Origin of the sequence: Flavobacterium sp. SM2513 (assembly GCF_050908145.1) — a bacterium.
Taxonomy (GTDB): Bacteria; Bacteroidota; Bacteroidia; order Flavobacteriales; family Flavobacteriaceae; genus Flavobacterium.
On sequence record NZ_CP194228.1, the window covers coordinates 1,134,701 to 1,151,435 of the forward strand.

Consider the following 16,735-nt stretch of genomic DNA (forward strand, 5'->3'; position numbering starts at 1 on the left):
TTTTCGCATTAACAGATTCGTACGTTATATACACGATTTTCAATTCAATTTTTGTATCAGTTGTACTGACATTGATTTTGGATAAATTATACACGGTTGAATTAAAAAAACAAACTATTTTACTTAGCTTACTATTTATTATGGGTTCCTACTTTTTTCATGAAATTCTAAGTAAATATTTGTACTCATTAATTGATTTGCATCCAGGAATATCAATATTTATTTTTTTCCAAAGTTTTGTAATTATTCCTGTACTCTTAGGGCTTACTTTAAAGAAAAAAGCCAGCGTATAATAGCCGGTAATAGCCGTTGCTGTTATTGTGGAAAAGGGACACAGTTTTTCTCAAAAACTCCACCACTTTTCCTATTAAATAAAAAGTACCATAAGCACCAAACAATTAAAAACCCGAAAGCGAAAGCCTTCGGGTTTGTTGTTACAGAAAATAAGATTTTATGAAAATGTTGTAATAAGAGAGGTTTCGAGATTTGATAGTTTTGTAGTAGAAGTAATTGCAAAATGCAATTATTAAAGATTTAAACTATAAAAACAAATCATTATGAAAACGAAATTTTTTACAGTTGCTGCATTAGTTTGCACATTTTTTTATTCAAATGCTCAAGTAAATACTATGAACAGCGAAATGGAAGAAGAATCAAATTCTGCCAGAGGAATAACTTTTGAACGTGGAAACATGTTTGCCGAAGGAGGTCTTAGGATAGTTGCAAGTGATGAGGAAGATACGTATGCAGTAAATGCCAAGATTGGTTATTTTTTAAACGATAAAGTTGCAGTGGGTGGACAAGCTTCTTTTGGTAGTACAGAAAATGATTTAACTTCTGTACAAACAGATGTTTTTGGTATTGGTGCTTTTGCTCGTTATTATTTCCTTGAATTAGATGAAAAACGATTCAAAGCTTATGGAGAAGCTGGACTAGGATTTGGAAAAAACAAGACCGAAGGACCTGGATTTGAAGATAACAATAACAGCGTAACTGCTGATATTAATTTAGGTCTGAATTATTTCTTTACAAAAAACTTTGCTGCAACATTTACCTTAGCAAATATTTTGTCTTACAACAGTGTTTCTCCTGAGAATGGGGATGCTGTAAATAATTTTGAATTGAACATTAACCTGTTTGAAAACATTTTTGCACAACCACAATTTGGGATTTTATATAAATGGTAAACATATCCCTTAGTTATAAATACTAAAAAGAAACCCTTCAAACATAACGCTTGAAGGGTTTCTTATTTTGATTACTCTGCTTTTAATTAAAGCTTTTTTCTATTGTCGTTTGAATTGGTGTCAATCAACTTATTATAAGGGTCAACGCCCACTTCAGTTGGTTTTTCATCCACAATTATGACAAACTTATTATTGATTTTACTAATCAAACGCTTTTCGAGATACAATACTTTCTCTTTGGTTTTTTGCTTGTCATCTCCCTTGTCAGCGAAAATCCCAATTTCGATGTAATCTTGCATTGGAAGTGATTCAATCGCTTCTTTGTCACCTTTGTCTTTATGCGTCAAGGCTTTTCCGTATTTATCGGCAAAGATTCGTTTTCCTTTTTCATCCGAACGGTATTTACTGATGTTGGCTTCAATGGTTACTTCATACTTACCATTCGCTAGTTTTTTAGACGTTACACTTTTCAAAGAATTGTCGTAAAGCGTAATTGTTTTGAACATATCCGTTATCAAATACTTCAACGAATCTGGCGTTGCTTCATTCAAATAAGAGACAAATTCGATAGAATTAGTATAAGGCGCTTCCTGATAAGCCACTTTCTTAATGTATTTTTGAAGGGCATTATTCATGTTTTTCTCTCCAATATAATCGCTCAAAGAATATAAAACCAGTGAACCTTTGTTGTAATGAATGTATTGTTGGTTTTCATTAAACATCAACGGCTGTTCGCGTTGACTTTCAAAAGTTCGACCCTGTAAATAATTATCTAATGCGTCTTTCAAGAACATTCGCATTTGTGATTTACCGTATTCTTTCTCCAAAACTTTCAGCGAACTGTACTCTGATAAACTTTCAGACATTAATGTTGCTCCTTGAACATTAGCCCCAATAACTTGATGAGCCCACCATTGGTGCGCCATTTCGTGAGAAGTTACAGAAAATGGATAATCTACTGCTTCGTGGTCGTCATCGTCCACATCGGCGATAAATCCAATTCCTTCCGAAAATGGAATGGTATTGGCAAACGATTGTGCAAAACCTCCACCAGTTCTTGGAAACTCAATGATTCTCGCTTGTTTGTGTTGGTACGGACTGAAATTCTCCGTATAATAATCTAAAGAGAGTTTTACGGCTTTTACCATTCTGTCTAAATTATATTCATGACCCTTGTGGTAATAAATTTCAATTGCCACATCGTTCCATTTGTCTTTGCGAACTTCATAACGTGCCGATTGATAAGCATAGAAATTTAGCATGGGACGGTCCATTTTGTAATGAAAATATTTTCTGCCATTGTCTGCCCATTCTTTTTCAAGATAACCTGGAGCGATTGCAATTTGGTCGTCAGACGTACTTACCGTAGTTTCAAAGGAAACCCAATCCGCATCGTTAGAAATATAAGTATTCATTCGAGCAATCGAATCGGTGGCTTTTGCCATACGCGGTTTTGGTTTCAAACCGTATTTCTTTCTAGTTTGGTCGTCAGATAATTCACCACCTTCAGAATATCCAATTTGAGGAAATATACCGTTATTGATGAACGTTCCATTGGCTAAAACAGGTGAATTGTCACGTAAAATGGTATTGGGTTTGTTGAAAACCTCCCATTTCATTTGAATAGAATCACCAGGTTGAAGAGACGATTTCAACTTGTAAATATTAAAATTATATAGCGTGTCTGCTGAAACTAAACTGTTTTCAACATTCAGTTTAACCGTATGTTCAAAATCATTCAAATTTACAAACAGCGTATCAATGGTTTTGTTGGTTTTGTTTTTTAACCAATAAGCACCACTTGCTTTGAAATCCCGTGTTTTCGGAAAAATGTCTAGATTGACGTTGATATCCGTAATTCGAGGTTGATTGTAATGCTCAAATTTTTTGTATTTCTTTTCCCAATCCGCAGATTGTTGTTCACGTTCCTTGCTAGAGTAATTGATGTTTTCCACATTATCTACATAATAAATGTAGCCTCCTATAGCGAAAAATCCAATTAAACTGATGGCGAAAAGTGTCGCAAATGAAGCATTAAATCGTTTTTTAGCATTGCTAAACGTTTCCTTAGCCGACATTGGAATACCTCTTTTCCAGAACAATAATGCCAAGCAAAACAAGGAAACACCTAAAAGTGCCCAGTAAATTTTGTACACATAATATAAAGTTATACTGCTTCCGTAACCATTCATATCTGAATAATTATAGCCTGTATCTGAATTAAAATTGAAAATAGTTTGCTCAACTCCTAGCATCGGTAAAAATTGAATTCCAATGGATAAAATCATTAACACAAAAAATCCTAAAAGATAATTTTTGAAAATAGTTTGAATGAAAATAGCTAAGAACGCCCAAATTATAAAGTTGATTAACTTCAATCCATACAATTCGAAGAAATAATGCCCTAGTTCAAAATTATAATATCCGTGGTACGCTTGGATAGAAACTCCAGCAATAACAATAATTAAAAGCAAAACCATTTGCATTTTAATCAAGGCTAGAAATTTTGAACCTAGTAAAGTCCAATTCGGAATTGGTGTTACGTCAATCAAGTGCCCCATTCGGGTCGTATCACCTCGATGAATCAACATTCCGGCAAATAAAAACGTAAGGATGTTAATGAAGAAACTAAAGAATGTTCCGGGAAGCATCAACATTTGCCATGTAACCGGATACGTTTGTGTCCCGAACACTTCGCCAGCCGTCATTGACATTAGTAGTAAAACAAGTAAGCCTACAAAAGCAATAATTAAGAAAGCGTAGTTTTTAATAATGAATTTGAAATCAAAATTAGAAAGACTCCACATGGTTCTTAAACGCTGCCAAGTACTGTAATTGTATTTTACTTTTGGAAGTTGGATAGCGGTAATTCCTCCAAAATTATTCTTGATAACGCGGTCGTTTTTCTTGCTTTTCCCGAATGTTAAAGCGGTTTGCGTAAACGAAAAGAAGAAGTAAAGTAATCCTAAAACCAAACTTGAAATCCCTAGCCAAATCAATCGGTTGTAAACAATGACTTCTTTCAGCGGTAATAAGTTGCTGTTTTGTTCGGCAACCGTCCAATATTTAGTGTAATATGAAAGAGCTTCTTCACCAAATGGTTCAAAAAGCGCCACCATATACCTGTTGTCCATGTCACGAGTAAAACTACTAAGCAAAACTGTGACTAAAATCAAGATGATTACTCCAATAAAACCTACAGAAATATTTCGCGTGATGGTTACTAAAGCAAAGATGATTACTCCAAAGAAAAATAAGTTTGGAATCACGTAAATCAAATAAATTTCAAGATACGCCAAGATATTAAATGGCAATAATATATCTTGGTTTACCCAAGGAAGTACAGAAGCTACCGTAATTCCAGCTACTATAGAGAATGTAATTATAATTACAATCAGCAAGGAACTTAAGAATTTCCCACCAATGTAATCCCATTTAGTAAAGGGATAACTAAATAAAATCGTGTGCATGTTATACCGGAAATCACGGTAAACGGACGACCCAATAACTATGGGAAGAAGGAAATAAATAAAATAATTCATTCCGTTTATAAATCCGCTTAAAGCAATGGGCGAATTTGCCATCGTGTTACTACCTCTTGACGCGGTAATGCTGTCAAAAACGCCAAATGTAACTGCTGCAAAGAAGCCAGAGATTAAGAAAAAGAGAAAACAGAATATATAAAAAGATGGATTTTTCAACCACCTTTTGAACTCAAAGTTGAATATAGTTGAAAACATATTATTGGTCGGATTTAAGTGCAACAAAATAAACATCTTCCAGTTGAGGATCAGCATTGATGAACGTGTCATTTGGTGCTGTTTCGCTATAAACCTTAATGTTTAACGTATTGTCCTGGTTGTATTTTTCTGAAATCACATTGAAATTGGTTTGGTATTCTTCCAAGTCATCACGACTCACTATTTTAGTCCAAATATGACCTCGCAATTTATCTTCTGCTTCTTTTGGCGTTCCTTGTGCAAGTATTTTTCCACCATTCAATATCGCCATGTTGTGACATAATTCCTTCACATCATCCACAATGTGTGTCGAGAAGATTACGGTATGATTGGTTCCAATTTCACGCAAAACATTCAAAAAACGGTGGCGTTCTGCAGGATCTAAACCAGCAGTTGGTTCATCAACGATAATTAATTTTGGATTGTTCAATAATAATTGAGCGATTCCAAAACGTTGCTTCATCCCACCGGAATAACCACTTACGTGTTTGTTTCTTTGGTCGTATAAATTCGTAACTTCTAAAACCTTTTTGACAATCGCATCTCTTTCTTTGCCTGAAGAAATTCCTTTCAATCGTGCAAAATAATCCAGTAAGTTTTTAGCAGACATATTTGGATAAACGCCAAATTCTTGTGGCAGATAACCTAAAACTTTCCGCAATTCCATTGCATTGTCCAAGACATTAATACCATCAAACTCAATGCTTCCAGAATCTGGCTTTTGCAAAGTAGCAATCGTTCGCATCAATGATGATTTTCCAGCACCATTGGGTCCTAAAAGTCCAAACATTCCTGCTCCAATTTCTAAATTAAGATGGTCCAATGCTTTAACGCCGTTTTTATAGGTCTTACTTAAATTACTAATTTTAAGTTTCATATTGTGGAATTTTAAGTTGTTTACTAAATTAGTGCTAAAATTATGGTTTTTGTTACAGAAAATACAAAAGTATTTTATAAGCACCGTTTCTTTGTACCTTTGCCATTCTAAAAAAACCTGAAAAAAAATGATTGAAGATAAAAATCAGCAACGAACAAGTCTTTCTCAACTAGGCGAATTTGGTTTAATTGACCATTTAACACAAAATTTCAAAGTAGTACAAGCTTCTACATTAAAAGGAATTGGCGACGACGCTGCAGTTTTAGATTTTAAAGACAAGAAAGTGGTCGTTTCAACTGATTTATTGATTGAGGGCGTTCACTTTGATTTGGCTTACATGCCATTAAAACATTTGGGATACAAAGCGGTGGTGGTTAATTTATCAGACATTTGTGCGATGAATGCGAAGCCAACTCAAATTACGGTTTCCGTTGCCGTTTCAAACCGGTTTCCGCTTGAAGCTTTAGAAGAATTATTTGAAGGAATCACTTTGGCGGCAGACCAATATAAAGTGGATGTTATTGGTGGCGACACGACTTCTTCTCAAAAAGGATTAATCATCAGCATTACCGCAATTGGCGAAGCAGATTCAGAAGATATTGTCTACAGAAATGGTGCTGGAGAAACCGATTTATTAGTCGTAACGGGTGATGTAGGTTCCGCTTATATGGGATTGAAAGTTTTAGAAAGAGAAAAGCAAGTTTTCATGGTGAATCCAAATTCGCAACCCGATTTGGATTTATATGCTTATTTAGTAGAACGCCAATTGAAACCGGAAGCGCGAACGGATGTTAGAACTTTGTTTCACGCTTTGGAATTGAAGCCCACTTCAATGATTGATATTTCTGATGGACTTTCATCTGAAATTATTCACCTGTGTAAAAGTTCAAAAGTGGGATGTAATTTGTATGAAGATAAATTGCCCATTGACCCGCAATTAATCAGCGTTTGCGAAGAATTCAATATAGATTCGACAACAGTTGCGATTAATGGTGGCGAAGATTACGAATTGCTTTTTACAGTCAAAATGGAAGATTTTGATAAGATAAAAGCGAATCCACATTTCACAATTATTGGACACATGACGCAGGAAAGTGAAGGAATTCATTTAATTACTCGTGCCAATACTAAAATTGAATTACGGGCGAGAGGTTGGAATGCATTGGAAGAGGATTAATCTTCCAATGCACTATTTTCTAATGATCGTCAACCATCATTTGCAAAACGGTTTCACTTAAATAAGTGCCGCCGTTTACTACTTTTTCAAAGGCATAAAGTAATTCTTCAAAAGTCAAATCATTTTTGACTACTAAACCTTGTGGTTTTACAACATCAAAGAAGTATTTGAATTCCAGCTTTTCACTGTGCATTGTCAGTAGAAAAATTTTACAATCGGGCATTTTGTTTCGTAAAAGTATTGCTAAATCGATACCTGATTTAATTTGTTTTTCAGGATAAGGAGGAATACTGATGTCAAAAAAGGCAACGTCAAAATTTATTAAGCTATTTTCAATAACTTCATAACCAGACTTTCCAGAATTGGCTTCCGTAGTAACAATTTCATACTCCTCTTTCTTAAAACCATTCAAAGTACTTTTGTAGGCTTGAAGAATAAAGGGATGATCATCAATCATTAATAATTGGATTGTTTTCTTCATTTTTATTTATTTGGGGTTGTTTTTGGGCACTTGAAATAGTAATCGGGTTCCTTCTCCTGTTTTCGAGTCAATTTGCATTGATCCGTCCAGTGTTTTCATTCGGCTCATCATGTTTTTTAATCCGATGCCTTTCTTTTTTCTTTTAACGTCAAAACCTCGACCATTGTCACGAATTTCCAAAAGTAGTAAATTGTCCTTTAATTTAAAACTAATGTCGACTTCCGTTGCATTTGCATATTTATTGATATTCTGAAATGATTCTTGCAAAACACGGTAAAGGTTTATTTTGGTAATATTATCAATACTACTCCAATCAATATTTTTGTCTTGTTGAAAATCAATTATAATACCGTGTGCTTCTTTTTGATTTTCTACAAAATTAGAAACCATCAGCACAAAGTTATTGAAAACTGCAGTTGTTTCAGAATTCAAATCATGCGATATTTCCCGTATCTCCTGTTCAATAACTTTAAGATGGTCGATAAAAGTAGTCCTTTTTTCAACATCTTCTTCATTTCGACTTGAATTTAGAACTCCTAAACTTAATCGAGTTCCAAATAATTTACCCAAAATACTGTCGTGCAATTCTTGACCTATTTTTCTTTTTTCAAGTTGCCGAACGTCTTCCACTTTTTCCTGTTGTGTCAACATCAATTGATAAATCTCTTCATTTGCGGCTTGTTGTTCTTGAATGAGAAGTAATTCACGATTTTTAGCATTTTGAGTTCGGATGACGTAAATAAAAATCCCAAGCACTAAAAGAGCGAATCCAAGATAAATTAGCGATTGTTGTTGTTCGACCAATTTATCTTTTTGCATAATCAGATCGTCGGTTTCAAACTCAATTCTGGCCAGTTTATTTCTGATTTGACGTTCTGAAAGTTGCAAACTATCATTTATGCGAATGTATTCTTTGGAATAATTTGATGAATTTTGAGTGTCAATCAGGTTTAATTGTTTTAATGACAATAAAGTTTCTCGAGGAAGATTGTGTTTTTTAGAAATTTCATAAGCCCGATTAGCAGTAAAAGCAGCTTTTTTTAAATCTTTTTTATATTGATAGAATTCGGATAAATTTAAATTACTACTAATTATACCTGTATATATTTTTAAACTATCACGTAATTTTAAGGTTTTTAAAAATAATTGTGGTAAAGATTCAAAATCTCTAAGTTGGAATTTACAATATGCAATATTGTCTATTAAAGCAGTGTAAAGCAAAGGTTTGTCCTGTAAAATATTTTTCGACTTCAAGCTTTTATAATAATATTCTAAGGCTTTTTTGTAATTCTTCTTTTTTTGATAAACGGCACCTAAATTATTTAAGGATGTTGCTTCAGATTGATATTCAGATGGAACATTTTGTTTTTTTAAAATCAACAATGCGTCGTTATGATATTTAATAGAATTATCAAATTCACTCAATTCATGATAAATTACTCCTAATAAATTATTTGCTTCATAGGTTAATGCATCACTATTTGTTTTTTTTAAAATTTTTAAAGCATCAAATGCTGATTTTTCACTTCCTACAAAATCTTTCTCATTAAACTGAATTACAGACTTGTTTAATAAAGTTTTTGCAAACTTTGAATCATCTTTTAATCTTGCATATATTTTTTCAGCATAAAAATAATTCGTGTAAGCTTGTTCCGATTCAAATTTACTTCCATAATAATCACCAAGATAACTGTATGCTTTTGCTAAGCTAACCGAATCTTTTGCTTTTTTGGAATTTGAAATAATTATTTCAGTAGTTTTTTTATAATCATCCATCGCATTCATGTTAAAATAGCGATTGGCGAGTTTAAAATAGTTTTTCCGATTTAAGGAATCGTTAATTTGTTTAGAAATGATTGCTAAAATAGTATCTGCGGAAATATGACGGTTTTGATAATCTAAACTTTCATCATTCGCTTTTTCAAAATAAAAAAGCAAACTATCAGCAGTAATATTTTCCGTCAGCCGAGCATCATCGTCTATACAACTAAAGACAATGAGTGAAACAAAGAATAAGAAGAAAAATTTTATATGTTTCAAATATTTGAGATTTCAAAAAATCAAAAATACAAAACTATATCCATAAAAAAAGGACTACCTTTCGATAGTCCTATTAATTTATATTGAAGATGAATTAATCATCTAATTTTTTATTTCCTCCAACAACCACACTTCCTGTACCACCAGTTTTCAATTCTGCGATTAAGTTGTCTGATTTATTTGATTTTTCTACTTGTGTTGTGTTGTAAGAAGACAAACCTAAAATTGCGATTACAACTACTGCTACGATTGCGATAAATTTTTTCATGATAAGGAGTTTTTATATTTTAATATTTTTTTACTTGTTTAAAATGATTTGTTTCATTTTGATAGTGTAAAAGTATATCAGTCGGCATTGATAATCAAATATTTAGTGACTAATTGTGTAGATGTACCTCGTTTGTGAGTGAATGGATACTTTTCAAGGGTAGTTGGATTTCTGTAAAATAGAATTATAGCCGTATTTTGCAAGAAACTTCTTTAATAAAAAATGCTCCACTTAAAAAGTAGAGCATTTCGCATTTTTATGACTTTATTTTTACAATTCCTTTACATCGCTATTAGAAATTAAGCTTATAATCAAATCCACGTTCTTCTTGTAGGATTTGGAGAATGGAAGTTGAACTTTACTGTTTTTAATGTAGCAGACATTATTTCCTAAATGAATTCGAGAAACATAATTCATATTAATAATGTAACTGTTGTGGATTCTTACAAATTGTGGCGGTAAAGTATTCTCAAAATGTTTCAGTGTTTTGAAAGCAGTAATTGTATCACCATTATTAATGTATAAATCCGTCGAATTATTGTCAGCTTGTAAATAAACAATATCATCTGTATCTACAAATCGATAATCGCCATAAGATTTGATACATATAGTAGTTGGAGTATCTTCCACATTTCGTTCAAACTTCATGATGGTTTTTCGCAATTCATGAATGTTGAGTGGTTTCAGCAAATAATCAAAAACCTCATTTTTCAATGCTTCGTACGCCAACTCTTTTCCTTTGGTCAAAACGACAATTCGAGGCATTGTTTTTACAAAACGATGCAGTTCGTTAATTAATGCTAATGATAATCGACTGTCTTTATTTTCTGGATCAATTTCTAAAACAATTAATTTTGGATTATGTTCCAAAACTAAATTTACCGCATCATCATAATTATCTGCTTTACCCAACAAAAAGTAGTTTGAAAAGCTGTCAAAGGCTGACTGCGTTTCCAAAACGGCTTGCGGATTGTCGTCAATAATTATATACGGATACTTCATTTTAGTCCTAAAATTCTAATACATTGAGCATTATGACGTGTAAAAGTATAAAATTTATTTTATAAAATGCATTTTATTAAAAAAAGGTTAAAATATAGTTTAATTTCTACCTGTTTCATCGGGATATAAATCGGTAAGCAAATCACTTTGCCAAAACTTTTTTGTGTCAATATCCATGACAGTAATGGAGCCTTTAAATGCTGCACCCGTATCGACATTCCAAATATTTGCTTTCTGAATCGGCACACCCTCACCAATACGCGTTACAGGCGTATGTCCAATATAAACTTCTTCATATACTAAAAAACGTGGTGGATAAAAATGGGAATCTTTTGGAATTCTTGTATCAAATGCCAACGCCATTTCCCACAATGTTCGATCCCAATAAAGTAGTTTTGGAAAATATTCGTTCGTAACGCCTCTTAAATTGGTAAAACCAGCATGTACGAATAGCCTGTTTTTGTCATCCAAATGATAGTTTTGTAAATTATTCAAAAATTGAATGTGAAAACGCTTTTTGTCGTCGCTTATATGTTCGTACGCTTTAATAGTAGAGTCTCCACCGTGATTGAGCCACATTTCATTGCATTTATCTTTTTCCAGCCAATTTTGCAACAATTCATCATGGTTGCCTCGAAGAAAAATACAGTTTTGGTTTCCCCGCAGTTCTATTAAAAAATCTATTACTTGTGGCGATTCACTCCAGCCATCTACATAATCACCTAAAAATATTAAAGTGTCTTTTGTTGTGACTTCCGCACGTTCTAAAACTTGCCTTAATGCTTTTAATCCCCCGTGAATATCGCCGATGACGAGTGTTCGTTTTTCTTTAATCATTATTTTTAGATAACATCATATTTCATCTTCCTTAAAATCCGCATCACTTCCTTAAAAGCAACGTAAACCATTTTATTTTCAGCAGCTTTCAATAAAGGTTTTGCCGCAATTAATTGTTCTTTTGCATTATCAAATCCATTGAGGTAACAAATCATCAATGTGGCTGGAATATTTTCTAAATCTTTCAATTCCCGATGCGATAATTCAAAACCTTTTTGCATTTTTGAAAGCAAAGTCAAATTGGAATTATAAATGTGATGCAACATTTTCCGATTAAATTCAGGTGGCGAAAAAAGCATTTCTCGGTCAATCTTGTAATAACCATTTTCCTTAAAATGAATCGAAACCCGTTCCAATGGGTAGAAACTTGTTTTATCGTTCAAACCTAACGAAACATATTCGGTAATCGTAAATTGGTCTTCGTCAAATTCAATTTGAACATCGTCTAAAACCGAATAAAATAATTTAATTTGTTCGTTAATCAATTCAATATCCACCCGAGAATAAAACGATTGTCCTTTTACTTTCTTTGGAATTCCAGCCCAACACACCACAAATAATTCTTTAAAAACCTTGTATTTAGGTTGCATGTCTTTATGCCGATTGTTCATGAAATCCATCACGCCATCTAAGGTATCACCAATGCTGTTTCGGGAATTATTTTCAATACTTAAAACCGTCGCCTCATTCTGATTGTTTTTTTTAAATCCAAATTCGGTAGGTTTTGTATTACTACCAATTCGTACAAAAACAGATTGAGCAGGAATCGTATGAATTCCTTTTTTGAAAAAAGAAACGGATGCATTTGGTTGAATCGTAACTAATCCAATCACTTTATCTTTCGATAAATTCGGAAACTGAATGTTTTCGTACTGAATTTTCGGAGGATGTTCTAAGAAAGCATTGACCAAATTCTGAATCCGGCTGTCGTCAAAAAAATCGTCACCTACAATCTCATTATCGTGGTCTTCCACACCAACTACAATATATGAATTGTTCGTAGGATTGGAATTGGACAAAGCACAAATGTGTTTCAAAAACTTTGCTTTTCCTTCTCTCGTGTGTAAATTCAACTGCCGTTTTTTGTCATAAAAACTGTTCTCGTCGTTATGGGCAAGAAGGTTTTTAATCAAAAGACGTTTGTTAATCATAGTTTTTACGATGTCTATTTTTTACACGAACTCCAACGAATTAAATAAATATAAAAATCTGTGGGAATCTGTGGAATCTGTGTGAAAATCATTTTTAAAAATTCTTATTCACAATCGTAGAAGAAGCTTGATCCACACTCATAACCACCAAATCAGCGATATTCACATGATAAGGTCGTGAAATCACAAAGTGAATAATATCGGCAATATCCTCCGGTTGCAAAGGTCTGAAACCTTTGTAAACTTGAGAAGCACGTTCTGAATCACCCTTAAAACGCACTTCAGAAAACTCCGTTTCCACCATTCCCGGATGAATCGCACCCACACGAACTCCAGTTCCGTTCAAATCCATTCGCATACCTTGATTTATCGCATCAACGGCGTGTTTCGTAGCACAATACACGTTTCCTCTTGGATACACTTCTTTCGCAGCCGTCGAACCAATGTTGATAATATGACCGCTTTGGCGTTCCAACATTTGCGGAATGATGGCTTTTGAAACATATAATAGTCCTTTAATATTAATATCAATCATCGCATCCCAATCTTCCGTCGAACCGTCTTGAATCGTATCCATTCCATGTGCATTTCCCGCATTATTAATTAAAATATCAATTTGCGAAAAGTTTTCGGGTAATGACTTCAAGCTTTCTAAAAGCATATTTTGATTTCTGACGTCAAATTGCAACGAATGAACTTCCGTAAGTTCCCGCAATTCTTTTTCCAATTCGTGCAAGCGGTCGTGTCGTCTTCCACAAAGAATAATTCTATAACTATTTTTTGCCAAAAGTCGGGCAGTTGCACGTCCAATTCCACTTGTCGCACCGGTAATTAAAACTGTTTTCATTTATTGAATTTTTGAATAACCATTATTTTTTTAGCCACGAATTTCATGAATCTTCACAAATTGATTCGTGAAATTTCGTGAGATTCATGGCTACTTTTTTATTTAAGCAATCCGATGTCCCATACTTTCACTCCAAATAGCAAACCAATCTTCTTGTTCCAAAACCATTTCAGTTGCCTTATGGATGTTTTGCAAACGACCGGGATTAACCGTTCCAGCTAATGGAATAATAGTTGCGGGATGTTTTAAAATCCAAGCCAACAAAATCATGTCACTTCCCACTTCATACTTCTCTACCAAGCGGGCTAACAATTTTTTTAAATCCCGAGTTTGTTTCGTGTCTTCTCTAAAAACGGTTCCCAATGGATTCCAAGCCATCGGTTGAATGCCGTGAATTTGCATATAATCTAAACTTCCGTCCGTCATCGCTTCAAAATGAGTCGCCGAAAACTGGATTTGATTGTAGTTGACTTCAATTCTTGAACGTAACAATTCTGTTTGAGATGAAGTGAAATTTGAAACACCAAAATCCAGAATTTTCCCCTCTTTTTTTAATTGAGTTACAGCTTCAGCCACTTCGTCAACGTGCATTAATGGATTTGGTCGGTGAATTAATAACGCATCTAGATAATCAGTTTGTAAATTTTTCAACGAAGCATCAACCGATTTAATCATGCTTTCTTTCGAAGATTCGTATTGTTTGACTTGCGTCGAATTTGGAGCAGGTTTAATCATGCCGCATTTTGATATCAGTTGAATTTTTTCGCGGCTAATTTTACTTGTTTTAAATGCTTTTCCGAAGTCTGTTTCGGTACTATAATCGCCATAAATAGCGGCATGGTCAAAACTGCTAATTTGGTTTTCTACACAAACATTAATAGTGTTTGCCATTTCGGAGGTAGACAGTTTTTTGTCCCAGCTTCCCCAATTCATTGTGCCTGCAATTATGCGTGAAAATCTTGAGTTCATAATATGTTTTTTAAAGTTCTTAAATTTATAAAAACAAAATCACAATACACACTTAAAGACGGACGTTTGTTACAAGTTTTAACCAATTATTAACATCGAACTCCTAATTTTTTTTTCAATTTGCGTCCTTATATTCATACACTGAAAGTTACCCTAACAATAGAAACAAAATGGAAGAAAATTCGGCTACTTTAGACATTAGAGCAATTAATGAAAAGATAGAACGCGAAAGTGCATTTATCGACCTGCTGAACATGGAAATGAACAAAGTGATTGTAGGTCAAAAACACATGATTGAACGATTACTTATTGGACTTTTAGGTCAAGGACATATTCTACTTGAAGGTGTTCCGGGATTGGCAAAAACATTAGCGATTAATACCTTGTCACAAGCTATTGACGCTTCATTCAGTCGAATTCAGTTTACACCCGATTTACTTCCAGCCGATGTAGTTGGAACAATGATTTACAATATAAAAGCCAACGAATTTTCGATTAAGAAAGGACCTATTTTTGCCAATTTCGTTTTAGCAGATGAGATTAATCGTGCTCCAGCAAAAGTACAATCCGCTTTATTGGAAGCGATGCAGGAAAAACAAGTGACTATTGGCGACACAACGTTCAAATTAGACCGTCCGTTTTTAGTTTTGGCTACGCAAAATCCAATCGAGCAAGAAGGAACTTATCCGTTGCCAGAAGCTCAAGTCGACCGTTTTATGTTGAAAACGGTAATCGATTATCCAAAAATGGAAGACGAAAGAATGGTGGTGCGTCAAAACTTAAAAGGTGCTTTCGAAAAAGTAAATGCGGTAATTTCTGTAGAACAAATCGTTCGTGCTCAAGCAGCAGTTCGTGAGGTGTATATGGATGAAAAAATTGAGAAATACATTCTGGATATTATTTTTGCAACGCGTTATCCAGAACAATATAAATTAGAAAGTCTGAAACCGTTAATCAGTTTCGGAGCTTCGCCACGTGGAAGTATCAATTTGGCAACAGCGGCAAAATGTTATGCATTCATCAAACGTCGAGGTTATGTAATTCCAGAAGATGTTCGAGCGGTAGTTCACGATGTTTTACGCCACAGAATTGGAATTACCTATGAAGCGGAAGCAGAGAACATCACTTCAATGGATATCATCAATAAGATTATTAACGAGATTGAAGTTCCTTAAATCATGTTGACACGGTTCAATTTTTCACGAATCAGTAGTCCACTTTAATACTTGATAATTTATTAATAAAACTTTGTGCCTTTGTGCCTTTGCGGCGAAATCAAAATGGAAACAAAAGACCTCTTAAAAAAAGTACGTAAAATTGAAATCAAAACCCGAAGATTGAGTAATCACATCTTTTCGGGAGAATACCATACGTCGTTTAAAGGACGAGGAATGACTTTTTCGGAAGTGCGACAATACCAATATGGCGATGATATTCGAGCCATCGATTGGAATGTAACGGCTCGGTATAACGAAGCACACGTAAAAGTTTTTGAGGAAGAACGCGAGTTGACCATGATGTTGATGGTGGATATCAGTGGTTCGTCCGGTTTTGGAACAAAAAATGCGTTGAAAGAAGATATTGTAACGGAAATTGCTGCAACAATGGCTTTTTCGGCGACTCAAAACAACGACAAGATCGGATTGATTTTATTTTCTGACCAAATTGAACTTTATATTCCTCCAAAAAAGGGGAAATCACATGTTTTGCGAATCATTCGGGAGTTGATTGAATTTCAGCCCAAAAGTAACAAAACCGATGTCGCTCAAGCTTTAAAATTTTTGTCAAGTACTCAGAAAAAGAAAGCAATTGTGTTTTTTATTTCTGATTTTATGGCAGAAGATTACGAACATACGTTGAAAATTGCTTCTAAAAAACACGATATTATTGGAATTCGTGTATATGATATTCGTGAAGAATCGATTCCAAATCTAGGACTTGTTCCTATGCTTGATGCGGAAACGGGAAAGATAGAAGTTATCAACACAAGTTCTAAACAAGTACGATTGAATTACGAAAAACACTACCACGAAAAAGTAAAATACTTCAAAGAAACTTTTAGTAAATGTGGTGCAGGAACTGTAAGCTCAAGAGTGGATGAAAATTACGTTACTAAATTATTAGGATATTTTAAATCGCGATAATCCAGCGAAATACTA

The 16,735-nt window shown here is 33.9% G+C and carries 14 protein-coding genes; 4 read left to right on the top strand and 10 right to left on the bottom strand.

What is annotated here, in order from left to right:
• Positions 1–557: 557 nt before the first annotated feature.
• Positions 558–1,187: an outer membrane beta-barrel protein gene (locus ACQ5J2_RS04585; RefSeq protein ID WP_432672556.1), complete on the top strand. Its 630-nt coding sequence runs from the start codon at positions 558–560 to the stop codon at positions 1,185–1,187.
• Positions 1,188–1,273: 86 nt separating this feature from the next.
• On the opposite strand, the gene ACQ5J2_RS04590 is transcribed toward ACQ5J2_RS04585, so the two are convergent.
• Positions 1,274–4,927 carry an ABC transporter permease/M1 family aminopeptidase gene (locus ACQ5J2_RS04590; RefSeq protein WP_432673255.1) on the bottom strand — a complete coding sequence of 1,218 codons (3,654 nt, stop codon included), beginning with the start codon at positions 4,925–4,927 and terminating at the stop codon, positions 1,274–1,276.
• Position 4,928: 1 nt separating this feature from the next.
• Positions 4,929–5,804 carry an ABC transporter ATP-binding protein gene (locus tag ACQ5J2_RS04595; RefSeq protein WP_432672557.1) on the bottom strand — a complete coding sequence of 292 codons (876 nt, stop codon included), beginning with the start codon at positions 5,802–5,804 and terminating at the stop codon, positions 4,929–4,931.
• Between the two features lie 127 nt (positions 5,805–5,931).
• On the opposite strand from ACQ5J2_RS04595, the gene thiL reads away from it, so the two are divergent.
• Positions 5,932–6,981, top strand: coding sequence for a thiamine-phosphate kinase (gene thiL / locus ACQ5J2_RS04600; RefSeq protein ID WP_432672558.1), 1,050 nt, complete (start codon positions 5,932–5,934; stop codon positions 6,979–6,981).
• 19 nt (positions 6,982–7,000) lie between these two features.
• On the opposite strand, the gene ACQ5J2_RS04605 is transcribed toward thiL, so the two are convergent.
• The 8 genes from ACQ5J2_RS04605 to ACQ5J2_RS04640 all read right to left on the bottom strand — a co-directional run bounded on the left by ACQ5J2_RS04605 (position 7,001) and on the right by ACQ5J2_RS04640 (position 14,576).
• The gene (locus tag ACQ5J2_RS04605) at positions 7,001–7,462 is read right to left on the bottom strand and encodes a response regulator (RefSeq protein ID WP_432672559.1); all 462 of its coding nucleotides are present in this window, start codon (positions 7,460–7,462) and stop codon (positions 7,001–7,003) included.
• 6 nt (positions 7,463–7,468) lie between these two features.
• The gene (locus ACQ5J2_RS04610; RefSeq protein ID WP_432672560.1) at positions 7,469–9,502 is read right to left on the bottom strand and encodes a tetratricopeptide repeat-containing sensor histidine kinase; all 2,034 of its coding nucleotides are present in this window, start codon (positions 9,500–9,502) and stop codon (positions 7,469–7,471) included.
• A 94-nt stretch (positions 9,503–9,596) separates the two neighbouring features.
• A complete protein-coding gene (locus ACQ5J2_RS04615) occupies positions 9,597–9,770 on the bottom strand; it encodes a hypothetical protein (RefSeq protein ID WP_432672561.1) in 174 nt (57 codons plus the stop codon).
• A gap of 270 nt (positions 9,771–10,040) precedes the next feature.
• Positions 10,041–10,772 carry a LytR/AlgR family response regulator transcription factor gene (locus tag ACQ5J2_RS04620; protein ID WP_432672562.1) on the bottom strand — a complete coding sequence of 244 codons (732 nt, stop codon included), beginning with the start codon at positions 10,770–10,772 and terminating at the stop codon, positions 10,041–10,043.
• A 99-nt stretch (positions 10,773–10,871) separates the two neighbouring features.
• The gene (locus ACQ5J2_RS04625) at positions 10,872–11,609 is read right to left on the bottom strand and encodes a metallophosphoesterase family protein (protein WP_432672563.1); all 738 of its coding nucleotides are present in this window, start codon (positions 11,607–11,609) and stop codon (positions 10,872–10,874) included.
• A 5-nt stretch (positions 11,610–11,614) separates the two neighbouring features.
• Positions 11,615–12,760 carry an ATP-binding protein gene (locus ACQ5J2_RS04630; protein ID WP_432672564.1) on the bottom strand — a complete coding sequence of 382 codons (1,146 nt, stop codon included), beginning with the start codon at positions 12,758–12,760 and terminating at the stop codon, positions 11,615–11,617.
• Positions 12,761–12,854: 94 nt separating this feature from the next.
• Positions 12,855–13,607 (bottom strand): SDR family NAD(P)-dependent oxidoreductase, encoded by a 753-nt coding sequence (locus ACQ5J2_RS04635; RefSeq protein WP_432672565.1) that lies wholly within the window; start codon positions 13,605–13,607, stop codon positions 12,855–12,857.
• Between the two features lie 102 nt (positions 13,608–13,709).
• Positions 13,710–14,576, bottom strand: a complete 867-nt coding sequence (locus tag ACQ5J2_RS04640; RefSeq protein WP_432672566.1) for an aldo/keto reductase — start codon at positions 14,574–14,576, stop codon at positions 13,710–13,712.
• A gap of 170 nt (positions 14,577–14,746) precedes the next feature.
• On the opposite strand from ACQ5J2_RS04640, the gene ACQ5J2_RS04645 reads away from it, so the two are divergent.
• Together ACQ5J2_RS04645 and ACQ5J2_RS04650 are read left to right on the top strand one after the other, a co-directional pair.
• Positions 14,747–15,751: an AAA family ATPase gene (locus ACQ5J2_RS04645; protein WP_432672567.1), complete on the top strand. Its 1,005-nt coding sequence runs from the start codon at positions 14,747–14,749 to the stop codon at positions 15,749–15,751.
• 105 nt (positions 15,752–15,856) lie between these two features.
• The gene (locus tag ACQ5J2_RS04650; protein ID WP_432672568.1) at positions 15,857–16,720 is read left to right on the top strand and encodes a DUF58 domain-containing protein; all 864 of its coding nucleotides are present in this window, start codon (positions 15,857–15,859) and stop codon (positions 16,718–16,720) included.
• Positions 16,721–16,735 lie beyond the last annotated feature (15 nt).

What these genes read in the sequence shown, in the direction of transcription:
- ACQ5J2_RS04585 (WP_432672556.1), top strand. Translation starts at nt 558, where the DNA reads ATGAAAACGAAATTTTTTACAGTTGCTGCATTAGTTTGCACATTTTTT.
- ACQ5J2_RS04590 (WP_432673255.1), bottom strand. Translation starts at nt 4,927, where the DNA reads ATGTTTTCAACTATATTCAACTTTGAGTTCAAAAGGTGGTTGAAAAAT.
- ACQ5J2_RS04595 (WP_432672557.1), bottom strand. Translation starts at nt 5,804, where the DNA reads ATGAAACTTAAAATTAGTAATTTAAGTAAGACCTATAAAAACGGCGTT.
- thiL (WP_432672558.1), top strand. Translation starts at nt 5,932, where the DNA reads ATGATTGAAGATAAAAATCAGCAACGAACAAGTCTTTCTCAACTAGGC.
- ACQ5J2_RS04605 (WP_432672559.1), bottom strand. Translation starts at nt 7,462, where the DNA reads ATGAAGAAAACAATCCAATTATTAATGATTGATGATCATCCCTTTATT.
- ACQ5J2_RS04615 (WP_432672561.1), bottom strand. Translation starts at nt 9,770, where the DNA reads ATGAAAAAATTTATCGCAATCGTAGCAGTAGTTGTAATCGCAATTTTA.
- ACQ5J2_RS04620 (WP_432672562.1), bottom strand. Translation starts at nt 10,772, where the DNA reads ATGAAGTATCCGTATATAATTATTGACGACAATCCGCAAGCCGTTTTG.
- ACQ5J2_RS04625 (WP_432672563.1), bottom strand. Translation starts at nt 11,609, where the DNA reads ATGATTAAAGAAAAACGAACACTCGTCATCGGCGATATTCACGGGGGA.
- ACQ5J2_RS04630 (WP_432672564.1), bottom strand. Translation starts at nt 12,760, where the DNA reads ATGATTAACAAACGTCTTTTGATTAAAAACCTTCTTGCCCATAACGAC.
- ACQ5J2_RS04635 (WP_432672565.1), bottom strand. Translation starts at nt 13,607, where the DNA reads ATGAAAACAGTTTTAATTACCGGTGCGACAAGTGGAATTGGACGTGCA.
- ACQ5J2_RS04640 (WP_432672566.1), bottom strand. Translation starts at nt 14,576, where the DNA reads ATGAACTCAAGATTTTCACGCATAATTGCAGGCACAATGAATTGGGGA.
- ACQ5J2_RS04645 (WP_432672567.1), top strand. Translation starts at nt 14,747, where the DNA reads ATGGAAGAAAATTCGGCTACTTTAGACATTAGAGCAATTAATGAAAAG.
- ACQ5J2_RS04650 (WP_432672568.1), top strand. Translation starts at nt 15,857, where the DNA reads ATGGAAACAAAAGACCTCTTAAAAAAAGTACGTAAAATTGAAATCAAA.